Origin of the sequence: Kocuria oceani (genome assembly GCF_029524215.1) — a bacterium.
GTDB classification, from domain to species: Bacteria; Actinomycetota; Actinomycetes; order Actinomycetales; family Micrococcaceae; genus Kocuria; species Kocuria oceani.
In genome coordinates, this window is record NZ_JARAMH010000001.1 from 116120 (window position 1) to 131771 (window position 15652).

The 15652-nt window shown below is 73.0% G+C and carries 13 protein-coding genes; 11 read left to right on the forward strand and 2 right to left on the reverse strand.

Going from position 1 to position 15652, the window contains the following annotated elements:
• Nucleotides 1–28: 28 nt before the first annotated feature.
• The gene (locus PU704_RS00620; RefSeq protein WP_277549697.1) at nucleotides 29–1081 is read right to left on the reverse strand and encodes a YeeE/YedE family protein; all 1053 of its coding nucleotides are present in this window, start codon (nucleotides 1079–1081) and stop codon (nucleotides 29–31) included.
• A gap of 142 nt (nucleotides 1082–1223) precedes the next feature.
• On the opposite strand from PU704_RS00620, the gene PU704_RS00625 reads away from it, so the two are divergent.
• Both PU704_RS00625 and PU704_RS00630 read left to right on the forward strand, forming a co-directional pair.
• On the forward strand, nucleotides 1224–1721 hold the full coding sequence (locus tag PU704_RS00625; protein WP_075872955.1) for a DUF427 domain-containing protein: 498 nt from the start codon (nucleotides 1224–1226) through the stop codon (nucleotides 1719–1721).
• 136 nt (nucleotides 1722–1857) lie between these two features.
• Nucleotides 1858–3291, forward strand: coding sequence for a gamma-aminobutyraldehyde dehydrogenase (locus tag PU704_RS00630; RefSeq protein ID WP_277549698.1), 1434 nt, complete (start codon nucleotides 1858–1860; stop codon nucleotides 3289–3291).
• Between the two features lie 14 nt (nucleotides 3292–3305).
• On the opposite strand, the gene PU704_RS00635 is transcribed toward PU704_RS00630, so the two are convergent.
• Nucleotides 3306–3971, reverse strand: coding sequence for a TetR/AcrR family transcriptional regulator (locus PU704_RS00635; protein WP_277549699.1), 666 nt, complete (start codon nucleotides 3969–3971; stop codon nucleotides 3306–3308).
• 159 nt (nucleotides 3972–4130) lie between these two features.
• Here PU704_RS00635 and PU704_RS00640 point away from each other — a divergent pair, with 159 nt between their 5' ends.
• From PU704_RS00640 to PU704_RS00680, 9 genes are all read left to right on the forward strand, one after another.
• Nucleotides 4131–4862, forward strand: coding sequence for a DsbA family protein (locus tag PU704_RS00640; RefSeq protein WP_277549700.1), 732 nt, complete (start codon nucleotides 4131–4133; stop codon nucleotides 4860–4862).
• 97 nt (nucleotides 4863–4959) lie between these two features.
• On the forward strand, nucleotides 4960–6396 hold the full coding sequence (locus PU704_RS00645) for a flavin monoamine oxidase family protein (RefSeq protein ID WP_047805291.1): 1437 nt from the start codon (nucleotides 4960–4962) through the stop codon (nucleotides 6394–6396).
• Complete coding sequence (locus tag PU704_RS00650; RefSeq protein WP_047805292.1) at nucleotides 6393–7289, forward strand: universal stress protein; 897 nt, start codon at nucleotides 6393–6395, stop codon at nucleotides 7287–7289. Before PU704_RS00645 ends, PU704_RS00650 begins: the two co-directional genes overlap by 4 nt.
• A complete protein-coding gene (locus tag PU704_RS00655) occupies nucleotides 7286–8812 on the forward strand; it encodes an APC family permease (protein WP_047805293.1) in 1527 nt (508 codons plus the stop codon). Before PU704_RS00650 ends, PU704_RS00655 begins: the two co-directional genes overlap by 4 nt.
• Before the next feature lie 140 nt (nucleotides 8813–8952).
• On the forward strand, nucleotides 8953–9570 hold the full coding sequence (locus PU704_RS00660) for a TetR/AcrR family transcriptional regulator C-terminal domain-containing protein (protein WP_075872957.1): 618 nt from the start codon (nucleotides 8953–8955) through the stop codon (nucleotides 9568–9570).
• Between the two features lie 106 nt (nucleotides 9571–9676).
• A complete protein-coding gene (locus tag PU704_RS00665) occupies nucleotides 9677–10921 on the forward strand; it encodes an MFS transporter (RefSeq protein ID WP_277549702.1) in 1245 nt (414 codons plus the stop codon).
• 32 nt (nucleotides 10922–10953) lie between these two features.
• Nucleotides 10954–12597, forward strand: a complete 1644-nt coding sequence (locus tag PU704_RS00670; RefSeq protein WP_277549703.1) for an amidohydrolase — start codon at nucleotides 10954–10956, stop codon at nucleotides 12595–12597.
• Nucleotides 12598–12647: 50 nt separating this feature from the next.
• On the forward strand, nucleotides 12648–13751 hold the full coding sequence (locus PU704_RS00675; protein ID WP_277549704.1) for an agmatine deiminase family protein: 1104 nt from the start codon (nucleotides 12648–12650) through the stop codon (nucleotides 13749–13751).
• Nucleotides 13748–15541 carry an amidase gene (locus tag PU704_RS00680; protein WP_277549705.1) on the forward strand — a complete coding sequence of 598 codons (1794 nt, stop codon included), beginning with the start codon at nucleotides 13748–13750 and terminating at the stop codon, nucleotides 15539–15541. Before PU704_RS00675 ends, PU704_RS00680 begins: the two co-directional genes overlap by 4 nt.
• The last annotated feature ends 111 nt before the right edge of the window (nucleotides 15542–15652 follow it).

The following is a 15652-nucleotide window of genomic DNA, read 5'->3' on the forward strand; positions in this document are numbered from 1 at the left end:
GCCTCCTGGGGGTCGGTGTCGGTGGGGTTCAGACGCCGGCCGGGACGCGGCCCGGGGCGGCGGACTTCTTGCGGGGGGCGATGAAGATCTTGGCGGCGGCCCCGGTGCCGAGGATCATGGCGCCCAGGCCGATCCAGCCCTGCCACGAGAACATCGAGGTCTCGACGAGCCCGTTGCCGATGGTGCAGCCGCCGGCCCACGCCGCGCCGATGCCCATCAGGGCGCCGCCGGCGATGGACCGGACGATGGTCTGCGCGTCGGGGACGCGGAGCTTGAACTCCCCGGATCCCGCGGCCGCGACGAACGACCCGACGAGGATGCCGACCACCAGGAGCACGCCCCAGTCGACCAACTCGAGGTCACCGGTGGTGAGGTAGTTGGCGATGTTGGCGGAGGGGCCCGTGATGCCGAGGCCGAACTCCCGGCCGGTGGCCCAGCTGGCGGGCCAGGCCACGAGCGCGATGAGGCCGATCACCACGGCGGTCGCGAACGGGTTCCAGGCCTTCTCGAACAGCAGGTGGTTGAGGCCTGTCCGCTCCGGCGGGAGGGTGGCGACCTTCATCCGGGGCTTGGTGAGGTGGTGGCGTGCCCAGAGCGCCGCGACCGCGACCAGCAGGGCGACGAGGATCCACGGGGAGACGTGCAGGGTCTCGTGGATCGTGCCGTTCTCGGTCGTGATCCCGCGCAGCGCCTGCGTGGTCCCGGCGAGCGGGCCGTACTTGGAGATCGCCGCGAACAGGGCGTAGAAGAGCAGGGCGAACCAGGAGCCGACGAGGCCCTCGGCCGCCCGGTAGTACGTGCCGGTGGCGCAGCCGCCGGCGAGGACGATGCCGAAGCCGAAGACGAAGCCGCCGAGGACCGTGGCCAGCCACGCGAAGCCGGTGGAGGAGAGGGTGATCACGCCGAGGGCGTCGAGCACCCACACGCCGACCGACTGGACCGCGATGGCCACGAACAGGGCGGACAGCCACCACGTGTTCTTCGCGATCCAGACGTCGCGGAACGCGCCGGTGACGCAGAAACGGCCGCGCTGGAGGACGAACCCGAGGGCGGCGCCGATGAGGAGACCTGAGATAAGCACCCGGAGATCATATTATTTCCGCGGCAAGCACTTCCAGGGTGCCGTCACGCGCCGTAGCATAGTGATGCACCCCTCAGCACATTGTGACGTCCCGTGGCCGGCCGGTCGGCCGAGACGGGCGGGGCGTCCGGACGGAGCGCGCATGAGCAGACCTCGGCCCCGGATCCCGGGTCCCGGCCAGGAGTCCGTGTGGGACTATCCGCGTCCGCCCCGGGTCGAGCCCACCCCGGAGCGGGTGGAGGTGTGGCTGGGCGGGACGTGCATCGCCGCCACCACGGCCGCCCTCCGGGTGCTGGAGACCAGTCATCCGCCGACCTACTACCTGCCCCGCGCCGCCTTCGCCGAGGGCAGCCTCCGCCCCTGCGAGGGATCCTCGTGGTGCGAGTGGAAGGGCGCGGCGGCCTGGTTCGACGTGCAGGGCGGGCGGCGGGGCGCCCCGCGCGCGGCGTGGACCTATCCCGCCCCGGCGCCCGGCTTCGCGCCCCTGCGGGGGCATGTGGCGGTGCTGCCCGGGGCGATGGACCGGTGCCTGGTCGACGGGGAACGGGTGGTCCCGCAGGAGGGCGGGTTCTACGGGGGCTGGATCACCTCGCGGGTGGTCGGCCCCTTCAAGGGTGGCCCGGGCAGCCGGGGCTGGTGAGGCCGCACCAGGGGGATTCCTGCCCGCCGGAGCGGCGCTAGAGTTGTGCTGCCGGTCACTCCGGAGCCTACGAAAATGAAAGCCGATCATTTAGAGTGGGCGGCACCGTGTTCCCGCCCACAGAGGAGACCCCACCATGAGCGACGTCCTGCAGAACTACGTCGACGGCGCCTTCGTCGACGCCCACGGCACCGGCCGGATCGACGTGGTCGACCCGGCCACCGGGAAGGCGGTGGCCGTCTCCCCGGTCTCCGACGCCACGGACGTGGACCAGGCTTTCGCCGCCGCCAAGAAGGCCTTCCGGACCTGGAAGCGCACCACCCCGAGCGAGCGCCAGCTCATGCTGCTCCGGCTCGCGGACGCGCTCGAGGCGCACAGCTCCGAGCTCGTCGACGCCCAGCACCGCAACACCGGCCAGCCCCGCCAGATGATCGCGGACGAGGAGGTCGGCGCCGGCGCCGACAACCTGCGCTTCTTCGCCGGTGCGGCCCGCACCCTCGAGGGCAAGGCCGCGGCGGAGTACATGGGCGAGCACACCTCCTACGTGCGGCGGGAGCCGGTCGGCGTCGTCGCGCAGGTCACCCCCTGGAACTACCCGCTGCTGATGGCCGTCTGGAAGCTCGGCCCCGCGCTGGCCGCGGGCAACACCGTGGTCCTCAAGCCCTCGGACACCACTCCCGAGTCCACCCTCGTGCTGGCCCGGCTCATCGACGGCATCTTCCCCGCAGGCGTGGTGAACATCCTCCTGGGGGACGGCTCCACGGGGGCGCTCATGACCGCCCACCGCACGCCCTCCATGGTCTCCATCACCGGCTCCGTGCGCGCCGGCCGTGCCGTGGCCCTGGCCGCGGCGCAGAACCTCACCCGCGGCCACCTCGAGCTGGGCGGCAAGGCGCCCGCCGTCGTGTTCGCGGACGCCGACCTGCCCGCCGCCGCCAAGGCCCTCGTCGAGTTCGGCACGTTCAACGCCGGCCAGGACTGCACCGCGGTGACCCGCATCCTGGTCCAGGACAGCGCCCACGACGAGTTCGTGCGGCTGCTGGCCGCGGCCGCCCGGGACATCGTGACCGGGGACCCGGACGAGTCCAAGAACTTCTACGGCCCGCTCAACAACGTCCGGCACTTCGAGGACGTCTGCCGCAAGCTCGCCGACCTGCCCGGGCACGCGACCGTGGTCGCCGGCGGGAAGCCGGTCGAGGGAGCCCCCGGCTACTTCTTCGAGCCCACCGTGGTGACCGGGGTGCACCAGGACGACGCCCTCGTGCAGGAGGAGACGTTCGGCCCGGTGCTCACCGTGCAGCCCTTCAGCACCGAGGAGGAGGCGCTCGAGCTCGCCAACGACGTGGACTACGCGCTGGCCTCGAGCGTGTGGACCACCGACCACGGCACGGCCATGCGGGTGTCCCGCGACCTCGAGTTCGGCTGCGTGTGGGTCAACACCCACGTCATGCTGACCTCCGAGATGCCGCACGGCGGGTTCAAGAACTCCGGCTACGGCAAGGACCTCTCCCTCTACTCGGTGGAGGAGTACACCCAGGTCAAGCACGTCATGCACGCCCTGGACGCCTGATCGGGCCGGGCGGGTCAGCCCCGCCCGGCCGCCAGGCGCAGGCGCAGGCCGTCCAGCATGGCGCGCAGCGCCACGTCGAACGCCTCGTCGGCCGCCGCCGCCGCGTCCGCGGGGCGGGCCCGCACGGCGTCCGTGAACACCGGGGCCAGGTCCGAGCGCTCCCCGGGGTCGAAGATGTCGGCCGGCGCGGTGGCGTCGTAGGCGGCGCCGAAGACCAGGGACTCGACCGAGACGATCACGTCGGCGATGTCGCCGCGCGCCCAGCCGGCGTCCGCGAGCCCCCGGGCCACGGCCTCGTACATCTCCAGGGTGTGCGGGGAGTCCGCCACGGGCAGCACGGCCATGATCGGGATCATCGCCGTGTGCTGGGCGTAGCAGTCCCGGTAGGACCGTGCCCAGCGCTCGAGGGCCCGGTCCCACGGGAGCGAGTCGAAGCCGGTGCGGTCGATGCCCTGGTTGATCCGGTCCTGGACCCGGATCAGCACGTCGCGCTTCGAGGACGTGTGGTTGTACAGCGCCGAGGTGGAGACCTTCAGCTCGCGGGCCAGCTCGGTCATGGTGAGGTGCCGGTAGCCCCGGGTGGCCACGATCTTGATGGCGGCGCTGGTGATCCGCTCCTCGGAGAGCACCGGCTGGCTCGGGCGCCCGCGGCGGCGAGGAGGGGTTCGGGCGGGAGCCATGGGCGGGGTCCTCCTGGAGGTGGTGCTGCGGGGCCCGGCGCCGCCGGCGGCGGCCGCCGGGGGCGGGCGGTCAGGTCGAGTCTAGGTCCGCGGCCGGGCGGCCGCGCCGCGGCCGGCGGATCCTTGACCGTCGCCGGGGGTGCTCCTAGCGTGTGGACGATGACGGACGCCGACCTGCACTTCTACTTCGACCCCACCTGCCCCTTCGCCTGGCTGACCAGCAAGTGGGTCCGCACGGTCGCCGCCCGGAGGGACTACCGGGTCGACTGGCGGTTCATCTCCCTGCGCCTGCTCAACGAGCACGTGGACTACGACGCATGGTTCCCGCCCGAGTACGAGGCCGGCCACACGGCCGGCCTGCACCTGCTGCGGGTGGCCGCCCGCACCCGCGCCGAGCACGGTCCCGAGGCCGTGGGCCGGCTGTACGCGGCACTCGGGGCGCACAGCTTCGACGCCGACCCGGTGCCTGGCCCGGAGACCCCCGAGAAGGACCGCCGGGCCACGCCGGCCTTCCTCGCGCCGGTCCTGGAGGCCGCCGGGCTCCCGGCCGGACTCGCCGCCGCCCTCGACGACGAGTCCCTGGACTCGGTGGTGCGCGCGGAGACCGAGGAGGCGCTGGCCCTGACGGGCCGGGACGTGGGCACACCGATCATCCACTTCGGCCCCCCGGAGGGCGTGGCCTTCTTCGGCCCGGTGATCAGCCGGCTGCCGGGGGAGGACGAGGCCCTCGAGCTGTGGGACCACGTGGTGGCGCTCGCCCGCTTCCCCGGCTTCGCCGAGCTCAAGCGCAGCCTCCGGGAGCAGCCGCAGCTGCGGGGGCTCGGCGCCGCCCCGGACCGCCCCGGCACCGAGGAGGACTGGCACGCCGGAAGCCGCCGGACCAAGAAGTAGCGCTCCCGCCGTGTGAATTTCTTGTTGCGGCTCTTGACGGGCTCCTGTGCGCTCCCGCTTAATGAATCAAGTTCATTTTAGCGTGAAGGAGAACACAGTGACCGATCAACGAACCCTCGGGAGCGAGACCGCGATCGAGCGCGACGTCGTCGTCGTCGGAGCCGGTCCCGCCGGGCTGACGGCCGCCCGCGCGCTCGTGGCCGCCGGGCGCACCGTGGCCGTCCTGGAGGCCCGCGACCGCGTGGGCGGGCGCACCTGGTCGCGGACCGTCGAGGGCGCCTTCCTGGAGCTCGGCGGGCAGTGGATCTCCCCGGACCAGACCGAGCTGCTGGCCCTCGTCGACGAGCTCGGCCTGGGCACCTACCAGCGCTACCGCGAGGGCGAGTCCGTCTACCTCGCCCCGGACGGCGTCCGCCACACCTACACCGGGTCGATGTTCCCCGCCGGGGAGTCCACGATCGCCGAGATGGAGCGGCTCGTCGGGATCCTCGACGGACTGGTCGAGCAGATCGGCGTGGCGCAGCCGTGGGCGCACCCGCTGGCCCGGGAGCTGGACACGATCTCCTTCCACCACTGGCTGCGGCAGCAGTCGGCGGACGAGGAGGCCTGCACCAACATCGGCATGTTCATCGCCGGGGCGATGCTCACCAAGCCGTCCCACGCCTTCTCCACCCTGCAGGCCGTGCTGATGGCCGCCTCCGCCGGGTCCTTCTCCAACCTCGTGGACGAGGACTTCATCCTGGACCGCCGCGTGGTCGGCGGCATGCAGTCCGTCTCCGAGGCCATGGCCGCCGAGCTCGGGGAGGACGTCGTGTTCCTCGACACCCCGGTGCGCACCATCCGCTGGGCCGGCGAGGGGCAGACCTACGCCGAGCACGTGCCCGGCACGGAGGTCACGGTCTGGTCCGACCGGCTCACCGTGCGGGCGAAGGACGTGGTCGTGGCCGTCCCGCCGAACCTCTACTCCCGGATCTCCTTCGAGCCGCCCCTGCCGCGGCTGCAGCACCAGATGCACCAGCACCAGTCCCTGGGCCTGGTGATCAAGGTGCACGCGGTGTACGAGACGCCGTTCTGGCGGGCCAAAGGCCTCTCCGGGACCGGCTTCGGCGCCCACGAGCTCTGCCAGGAGGTCTACGACAACACCAACCACGAGGACCCCCGGGGCACCCTGGTGGGCTTCGTCTCCGACGAGAAGGCCGACGCGGTCCTCGCCCTGCCCGCCGAGGAGCGCCGCCGGCTGATCCTCGAGTCCCTCGCCCGCTACCTCGGTGAGGAGGCGCTGGAGCCGGTGGTCTACTACGAGTCCGACTTCGGTTCCGAGGAGTGGACCCGCGGGGCCTACGCCGCCAGCTACGACCTCGGCGGGCTGCACCGCTACGGCGCGCACCAGGCCACCCCGGTCGGCCCGATCCGCTGGGCCTGCTCCGACCTCGCCGCCGAGGGCTACCAGCACGTCGACGGCGCCCTGCGCCAGGGCCGGGCCGCGGCGGACGGGATCCTCCGCGCCGGTTCGCTGACGGGCGCGGGGCGATGAGCACCGCCGGGGTGCCGCGCTACGTCGTCGGCTGCAGCGGCGACCGCCGCAGCCGCGACGCCGTGCGGCTGGGCGGCGCGCTCGCCCGCGACGTGGGCGCCGAGCTGGAGATCGTCCTCGTGCTGCGCACGGACGACCCGTACCAGCAGGTCTACCCGCCGGTGGGGGACATCTCGGAGGTGCTCCGCCGGCAGGCCCACCAGTGGCTGCGCGAGGCCGCCGCGCTGGTGCCCGAGGGGGTCACGGCCCGCACCCACGTGCGGGAGGCCCGGTCCGTGCCCGCCGGTCTGGTCGAGGCCGCCACCGAGCTCGGGGCCGCGATGATCGTGGTCGGCGCCGGCACGGGCGGCGGGCGCCCGACCCTGGGTTCCGTGGTGAACTCGCTGCTGCACAGCTCACCGGTCCCGGTGGCCCTCGCTCCGCGCCGGTATGCCGGGGACCAGCCGCTCACCCGGCTCTACGCCGCGGTGGGCACCCGCCCCGGAGCGCACCAGGTCATCCGGGAGGCGGTCGAGGCCGTCGAGCGCTCCGGCCTGGAGCTGGAGCTGATCTCCTTCCTCGAGGGGCAGGCCGCGGACCCGGACGCCACCGAGCAGGCCCGCCGCCGCGTCGAGGAGCACCTGGAGGCCGCGGCGGCCGAGGCCCGCCGGACGCGGCCCGTGACCGTGCGGGTCGCCTCCGGGCGGACCCTCAAGAAAGCCGCCCAGGACGTCGACTGGGCCCCGGGCGGGATCCTGCTCATCGGCTCGTCCCGCCTGGCCCAGGGACGGCAGACCTTCCTGGGCACCACCGCAGCCCGGCTGCTCAAGCACATCCCGGTGCCGATGGTCGTCGTGCCCCGGCCCCTCCCGGAGGATGCTCCGGACCAGACCGAGAAGGAGGCCGCGTCATGAGCACCGGCACCGCACCGCTCGCCCACGAGCAGAGGACCGGCCACGAGAAGGGGCTCAGCAAGGGCTCGGTGGGCCTCCTCGGCTCCGTGGTCATCGGCGTGTCCACCATCGCGCCCGCCTACACCCTCTCCGGCGCCCTCGGGCCCACCGCCGCCGCGGTGGGGACCCACCTCCCGGCGATCCTGCTGGTCGGCTTCGTGCCCATGCTCCTCGTGGCCGTCGGCTACCGGCAGCTCAACCGGGCCATGCCCGACTCGGGCACCACCTTCACCTGGGTGTCGAAGGCCTTCGGCCCCTGGGTGGGGTGGATGGGCAGCTGGGGACTCCTCGCCGCGACCATCCTGGTGCTGTCCAACCTGGCCGGCATCGCGGTGGACTTCTTCTACCTGGCGATCGCCCAGATCACCGGCAACGACGCCATCGCGGAGCTCACCCGCAACGTGCCCGTCAACGTGGCCACCTGCCTGGCGTTCGTGGCGGTCGCGGCCTGGATCTCCTACCGCGGCATGGAGGCCACCAAGGTGGTGCAGTACGTCCTGGTCGTCTTCCAGCTGCTCGTCCTGCTGTGGTTCGCCGCCGCGGCCTTCGGCCACGTCGCCGGCGGCACGGCCTTCGACGGCCTCGCCGTGCGCGCCGAGTGGTTCAACCCGTTCGGCGTGGAGACCTTCTCCGCGTTCGCCGCGGGCGTGTCCCTGTCCGTGTTCATCTACTGGGGCTGGGACGTGGTGCTCACCCTCAACGAGGAGAGCAAGGACTCCGCCACCGGGCCCGGCCGCTCGGCCATCGCCACCATCCTCGTCATCGTCGCCCTCTACATGGCCGTCTCGCTCGCCGTGCTGTCCTACTCGGGGGTGGGTGCCGCAGAGCTCGGCCTGGGCAACGAGGACATCCAGGAGAACGTCTTCGCGGCGCTCGCCGGTCCGGTCATGGGCCCGTTCGCGATCCTGATGTCCCTCGCGGTGCTCTCCTCCTCCGCGGCGTCGCTGCAGTCCACGATGATCTCCCCGGCGCGCACCATGCTCGCCATGGGCCACTACGGGGCGCTGCCGGCGAAGTACGCCCGGATCACCTCCCGCTTCCAGTCCCCGGGCTACGCCACGATCGCGGCGGCCGTCATCGCCTCGGTGTTCTACGCCGTGATGCGCGTGGTCTCCGAGAACGTCCTGTGGGACACCATCACCACCCTGGGGATGATGGTCTGCTTCTACTACGGCGTCACCGCCCTGGCCTGCGTGTGGTACTTCCGCCGCGACGCCTTCCGCACCGCGAAGGCGTTCCTGACGAAGTTCCTGGCTCCGCTGCTCGGCGGGATCCTGCTGCTGGTCTTCTTCGTGCAGACGTCCTACGACTCCATGGACCCGGAGTACGGCTCGGGGTCGTCGATCGGCGGGGTCGGCCTGGTGTTCGTCCTCGGGGTGGGCATGCTTCTGCTCGGCATCGTCGTCATGCTCGTCCAGTACCGGCGCAACCCGTCCTTCTTCCGGGAGCGCTTCGAGACCACCGAGCTGCCGGTCCTCGACTGAGCCGACCGGTCGGCGGTGCCGGAGGGGCCGAGGACCCCGGGGGGTGGCCCCGGGGCCTCGGCCCCGGCGTGGGCGCGGCTGACCGGCCGGGCGGATCCTCGGTAGATTCGACAGGACCCGCACCGTCCGAGGAGTTCCCCATGGCCCGTCCCCGTTCGCCGCTCCTGTCGGTCGACGCCATCGTCACCGCCGCCCTCGCGCTCGTCGACGAGACAGGGGACTTCAGCTTCCCGAAGGTCGCCCGCCGCCTGGGCGTCAGCCAGTCGGCGCTGTACAACCACATCGCCAACCGGGAGCACATCGTGGAGCTGATGCGCGGCCGGGTGTTCGCGACCCCTGCTCCGGTGGACTGCGAGAACCTGCCGTGGGAGGAGGCGCTGCGGGCGCTCGTGCGGACCTACCGGGACTGCATGGTCGCCCATCCGCGCCTGGTGCCCCTGCTCATCACCCAGACCGTCCAGGACCTCGGGGTGATCGGGATCTACGAGGACATGGCGGTCGTCCTGGAGCGGGCCGGGCTCGCACGGCAGGCGGTCGTCCCGGCCATCTCCGCGATCGACTACCTGGCCCTGGGCTCCGCGCTCGACCTGACGGGGCCCGAGGTCGTCTGGGCGCCGCCGGAAGGTCGGTTCCCCGCTCTGAGCCGGGCCATCGCCGGGCTCGGCTCCGTGGAGGAGCGGGCGGAGGCGGCCTTCGCCTTCGGCCTGGACGTGCTCGTCGCAGGTGTGCGCGAGCAGGTGCTCCGCACCATTCACTGAAAACCTTTCACCAAGGTCTTGTGGCCGCAGGACACGGGCTTCATAATAATGAAAGCCTTTCATTAAAGGTGATGGCACTCACATCCCGGCCACGAGGGGGAAGACCATGTCCCAGAACGCAGCGGCACCGGAGAACGCCGGCCGTGTGCCCCTGACGACGACACGCGCCGTGTCGGTCTTCGGGATCAGCGTGGTGGGGTTCATGACCGCCAATCTGGTTCCGGTCATGATCGTGGCCCTCACGGGGGAACCCGGTTTCTCCGTCACCGGAGCGGGGGCGTTGATGACGGCGTCCCTTCTGGTGTGCGCCGTAACCTGCCTGCTGACCTCCCGCTGGTCGGCCCGGTCCGGGCGGTACATCGTGGCCCGTGCTGGGCTGGGCCTGACTGCCATGGGCTTCGGTGTGGCTGCATTCGTTCCCTCCGTGCCCATGGTTGTTGCCGGCGTCGTGCTCGGCGGGGTGGGCGCCGGTGGGGCGGTCTCCGCCGGTGGGGCGGCACTCGGCGCCCTGCGCAATCCTGACCGTGCCTCGGGCATCAACGGCTTCACCAACCGCGCGATCGTCTCAGTTGTGTTGTTTGTGATCCCAGTGTTGGGTGCCGGTATGGGCAGCGCTTTCGGACTGCTCGCGGGCCTCGCCCTAGCGGCCCTGTTCACCACCGGGTGGCTGCCTGACCGTCCGGCCCCGGAAGTGGGCGCCACGGGGGAGTCCTCCGCTGTGTCTGCCACCCCGACCTCACGGACGACGACGGTCGCTGGGTTTGGATTGCTGGTTTGCTTCGCCTTGTGGGCGCTGAGCGAGGACTCATTGTGGGCGGTGGCGGCCACGATGGGTGCCGAACAGGCCCGACTGGACGAGACCGGAATGGGGCTGGTGCTGAGCCTGTCCACCCTCGGGGGGCTGATCGCCTCGGCCCTGGTGGGACTTGCGGGCCCGCGCTTGGGCCGTACGGCACCGCTGGTGGTGGCCCTGGTGGCGGGCGGGGCGTTGAAGCTGCTCGCCGGGAGCGTGACCGACCCGGGGTGGTACATGGTCGTGGTCATCGCTTGGAACACCCTCTACATGCTGTCCTTCATCTACATCATCGCCGTGGCAGCGGCCCTGGACGCCTCGGGGAAGTGGTCGGCTCCGGTGCTGGGGGTCTACCTCATCGGGTCTTCCTTCGCCCCCGTGTTCGGCACCTCTATCTCGGCGGCGGCCGGTTACACCACCCTGGGTGCGGTGCTGGCCGGGATGACGTTCGTACTCCTGATCCCCTTTGCCCTCATCTCCCGCCATTCCGTCCGCACCGAAGCTACTGCAGCCCGTCGGGCTGCAGAGACCGAGTTCCCACAGGCGGCAATCGTCTGATGTCCCCCTCCCCACGAGCAGAGAGCAGTTCCGTGCCCGCACGCACCCTCTACACCCACGCGACCGTCTTCACCGCCGACGGCGCCGACGCCGAGGCCTTCGTCGTGGAGGGCGAGCGCTTCCTGTACGTCGGCACCGAGAACTCCGCCCGGCGGGCGGCCGGTCCCGGCGCCACCGAGGTCGATCTCGCCGGGGGCTTCGTCCTCCCGGGCGTCATCGACGCCCACACCCACCTGCTGATGACCGGACAGTCCCTGCAGAAGGTGGCGCTGCGCGACGCCGCGGACCTCACCGAGATCCAGCGGCGGCTGCGCCGGGCGGTCGACGACCATCCGGACGCGCCCCGGGTCCTGGGCTCCGGCTGGCTCTACAGCGCTCTCGGCGGGACGGCGCCCACCCGGCAGCTGCTCGACGACGCCGTTCCGGACCGCCCCGTGTACCTCGACGCCAACGACCTGCACTCGGTGTGGGTCAACAGCGCCGCCCTGGCCGAACTGGGCATCGACGACACCACGCCGGACCCGATCGGGGGCCGGATCAGCCGGGACCCGGTCACCGGGGCGGCCGACGGGATGCTGCACGAGACTGCGGCCCAGCAGATCGTCTGGCCGGCCCTGGCGCGGGCGGCCAGCGATGCCGACCGGGACGCCCAGTTGGAGTCCGCGTTCGAGCACTACCTGGCCGTCGGCGTGACGGGCGCGGTGGACATGGCCGTCCAGGACGACGACCTCGCCGCATTCCGGCGCGCCGCCGAACGCCACGGCGGAACGCTACCGCTGCGGGTGAAGGGCCACTGGCTCGTCCACCGCCGCGGCACCGAGGCGGAGAACCTCGCCCAGGTCGCCCGGGCGGTGCAACTGGCCGGGGAGCTCTCCGGGGACTGGCTGCGGATCTGCGGGATCAAGGTCGTCGTCGACGGCGTGATCGACAGCTGCACCGCGGCCATGAAGGAGCCCTACGCCGACGGCAGCACCTGCGGGCCCATCTGGGACCGGGAATCGCTGACACCGGTGGTGGTCGCCGCCGACGCCGCCGGGCTGCAGGTCGCCCTGCACGCCATCGGCGACGAGGCCTCGGACATCGCTCTGGATGCCCTCGAGCAGGCCCACCGGATCAACGGCCCCCGGAAGGACCGCCGGCACCGGATCGAGCACCTGGAGACGGTCACCCAGGCCAACGTGCGGCGGCTCGCCGCCCTGGACGTGGTGGCCTCCGTGCAGCCCGTCCACGCCGACCCGGCCATCCAGGACAACTGGCGGGCCGTGCTGGACGACCACCGCGCCGAGCGCGCCTACCCGTGGACGGAGTTCCTCGCCGCCGGTGCCACCCTGGCGATCAGCACGGATGCGCCGACCGCGCCCCACCAGCCGCTGCCCAATCTGTACGTGGCCACGACCCGCCGATCCGCGCTGGATCCCTCGCTGCCCGCCAACCTGCCCCGCTACGCCCTGGACCTGGCCGACGCCCTGTGCCACGCCACCCGCGACGCCGCCTTCTCCTGCCGCGCCGAGGACCAGGAGGGGCGGATCGTCGCGGGCCACCTCGCCGATTTCGCCGTTCTCGACGCGGACCCCTTCGCCGCCGAGGCCGCGCAGCTGCTGAGCAACCGCACGCGGCTGACCGTCGTGGCCGGCCGCGTCGCCTTCGCGTCCACCGCCGAGCCCGCCGCGCCGTGAGCGGCGCGCCCCCGCCCCCTGTCCGCCCGACGACCCGAGGAACGACGACCATGAACCCTGCCACCCGCCCCGCCGACCCTGCTGCCACGGCCGCTGCGGCGACCACCGTGATGCCCGCCGAGTGGGGTCCCCACGACCGCACCTGGATGGCCTTCCCGCCCCCCAACGACACCTTCGGCCCCGCCGGCAGCGAGACCCTCGACCGTGCCCGGCGGGCCTGGGCGGCCGTGGCCCGCACGATCGCCCGTCACGAGCCCGTCACCGTGGTGGCCGCGCCCGCCGACGCGGACGCCGCCCGCGCCGCGCTGGGGGAGGGCGTCGACGTGGTGACGGCTCCGCTCGACGACGCGTGGCTGCGCGACTCCGGGCCCACCTTCGCCCACGACCCGGCCGGGGACGTGGTCGCCGTGGACTGGGTGTTCAACGGCTGGGGCGCCCAGGAGTGGGCCGCCTGGGGCCACGACCAGCACCTGGGCCGTTTCGTGGCCGAGCGCGCCGGGGCCGCGGTGCGGGCCAGCACCCTGGTCAACGAGGGCGGCGGGTTCCACGTCGACGGCGAGGGGACCGTGCTGCTCACCGAGACCGTGCAGCTGGACCCCGGCCGCAACCCCGGCGCCACGAAGGAGCAGGTGGAGGCGGAGGTCCACGCCCGGCTGGGCACGTCCCGGGCGATCTGGCTGCCGCGCGGGCTCACCCGCGACTACGACGAGTTCGGCACCCGCGGCCACGTGGACATCGTCGCCGCCTTCGCCGGGCCGGGGACCGTCCTGGTGCACCGGCAGGACGACCCCGCCCACCCCGACTTCGAGGTGTCCCGGCAGATCCGTGCGGTGCTCGAGGCCGCCACCGACGCCCGCGGGCGCCGGCTGCGCGTCGTCGACGTCCCCGCGCCCACCGTGCTCGACGCCGGCGACGGATTCGTGGACTTCTCCTACATCAACCACTACGTCGCCAACGGCGTGGTCGTGCTGTGCGCCTTCGACGACCCGCACGACGCCCTCGCCGCGGAGATCCTCGCCGAGGCCTATCCGGACCGGGCGGTGGAGCTGGTCGACGCCCGCGACATCTTCGCGTTCGGCGGCGGCATCCACTGCATCACCCAGCAGCAGCCGGCGCCCCGCGGCGCCGCCACGGACGGGGAGGGCACCCGATGAGCACCTCCGGCGGCCCGGACGACCGGCCCGGCACCCCGGCCGACGGCAGGCCCGGCGGCAGGACCGGCCGCGGGGTCGACGTCGTGGAGGCGGGCATCGCGCAGCTGCGCGCGGCACTGGAGGCCGGGCGCACCACCAGCGAGGAGCTGGTCACCGCCTACCTGGCCCGCATCGCGGCCTACGACCGCGGCGGCCCGGAGCTCAACGCCGTCGTCGTGGACAACCCCGCGGCGCTGGAGGAGGCCCGCGCCTCCGACGCGCGCCGGGCCCGCGGGGAGGTGCTCGGCCCCCTGGACGGGATCCCGTACACCGCCAAGGACAGCTACCAGGTCCGCGGCCTCACCGTGGCGGCCGGCTCGCCCGCGTTCGAGCACCTCGTGGCCCAGCGCGACGCCTTCACGATCGAGCGGCTGCGGGCCGGCGGTGCGGTGCTGCTCGGGCTGACCAACATGCCCCCGATGGCCAACGGCGGCATGCAGCGCGGCGTCTACGGCCGGGCCGAGAGCCCCTACAACGGGGCCTACCTCACCGCGGCCTTCGGGTCCGGCTCCTCCAACGGCTCCGGGACGGCCACGGCCGCGAGCTTCGCCGCGTTCGGGCTCGGCGAGGAGACCTGGTCCTCGGGCCGCGCCCCGGCGTCCAACAACGCCCTGTGCGCCTACACCCCTTCGCGCGGGGTGATCTCGGTGCGCGGCAACTGGCCGCTGGTGCCCACCATGGACGTCGTCGTCCCCCACACCCGCACCGTGGCCGACCTGCTCGAGGTCCTCGACGTGGTGGTCGCCGACGACCCCGAGACCCGCGGAGACTTCTGGCGCGTGCAGCCCTGGATCGAGATCCCGGCCGCCTCGGCGGTGCGGCCGGCCTCCTACCCGGCCCTGGCGGTGCCCGACGCCGCCGCGGCCGCCGGCGTCCTGGCGGGACGGCGGCTGGGCGTGCCGCGGATGTACGTCAACGCCGACCCCGGGGCCGGCACCGCCGAGTCCCCGGGCATCGGCGGCCCGACCGGCCGGCGCATCGAGACCCGCCCCTCCGTGATCGCGCTGTGGGAGGCGGCCCGGCACGACCTCGAGGCCGCCGGCGCCACGGTGGTCGAGGTCGACTTCCCGGTGGTGAGCAACTACGAGGGCGACCGGCCCGGAGCGCCCACCCTCGCCACCCGCGGACTGGTGAGCGCGGAGTACCTGCACCGGGAGATCGTGGACCTCTCGGCCTGGGCATGGCACGACTTCCTCGAGGCCAACGGGGACCCCGCCCTGCACCGGCTGGCCGACGTGGACGGTTCCCGGATCTTCCCGCACCCGGCCGGCGCCCTGCCCGACCGCTACGACGGGTTCGACGACGACATCGCCGACTACCCGGACTTCGTGCGCGAGCACGGCGTGCCCGTGCTGACGCGGATCCCGCACCTGGCGGAGGGGGTGCGCGGGCTCGAGGAGACCCGCCGCGTCGACCTGGAGCAGTGGATGGACGAGCTGGGCCTGGACGCCGTGGTCTTCCCCGCCGTCGCGGACGTCGGGCCCGCCGACGCCGATGTCGACCCGGTCTCCGCGGACCTGGCCTGGCGCAACGGCGTGTGGGTGGCCAACGGCAACCTCGTGCCCCGGCACCTGGGGATCCCGACCGTCACGGTGCCGATGGGCACGATGGCCGACACCGGCATGCCCGTGGGCCTCACCCTGGCGGGCCGCGCGTGGGACGACACCGCCCTGCTGCGCCTCGCCGCGGCGTTCGAGGCCACCGGCGCCCGCCGCACCGTCCCCCCGCGCACCCCACCCCTGCCCGCCTGACCCGCCCGGCCCTCCCGGTTCTCCTGCCCGCGAGACGGCACGTGGCGGCGACCCAGCACGCTGCGGTCGCCGCCACCCACGTGCCATCTCGCGGGCAAGGGGGAAAGGGGA

Coding starts and splice junctions, on each gene's coding strand:
- PU704_RS00625 (WP_075872955.1), top strand. CDS start 1,224: ATGAGCAGACCTCGGCCCCGGATCCCGGGTCCCGGCCAGGAGTCCGTG.
- PU704_RS00630 (WP_277549698.1), top strand. CDS start 1,858: ATGAGCGACGTCCTGCAGAACTACGTCGACGGCGCCTTCGTCGACGCC.
- PU704_RS00635 (WP_277549699.1), bottom strand. CDS start 3,971: ATGGCTCCCGCCCGAACCCCTCCTCGCCGCCGCGGGCGCCCGAGCCAG.
- PU704_RS00640 (WP_277549700.1), top strand. CDS start 4,131: ATGACGGACGCCGACCTGCACTTCTACTTCGACCCCACCTGCCCCTTC.
- PU704_RS00650 (WP_047805292.1), top strand. CDS start 6,393: ATGAGCACCGCCGGGGTGCCGCGCTACGTCGTCGGCTGCAGCGGCGAC.
- PU704_RS00655 (WP_047805293.1), top strand. CDS start 7,286: ATGAGCACCGGCACCGCACCGCTCGCCCACGAGCAGAGGACCGGCCAC.
- PU704_RS00660 (WP_075872957.1), top strand. CDS start 8,953: ATGGCCCGTCCCCGTTCGCCGCTCCTGTCGGTCGACGCCATCGTCACC.
- PU704_RS00665 (WP_277549702.1), top strand. CDS start 9,677: ATGTCCCAGAACGCAGCGGCACCGGAGAACGCCGGCCGTGTGCCCCTG.
- PU704_RS00675 (WP_277549704.1), top strand. CDS start 12,648: ATGAACCCTGCCACCCGCCCCGCCGACCCTGCTGCCACGGCCGCTGCG.
- PU704_RS00680 (WP_277549705.1), top strand. CDS start 13,748: ATGAGCACCTCCGGCGGCCCGGACGACCGGCCCGGCACCCCGGCCGAC.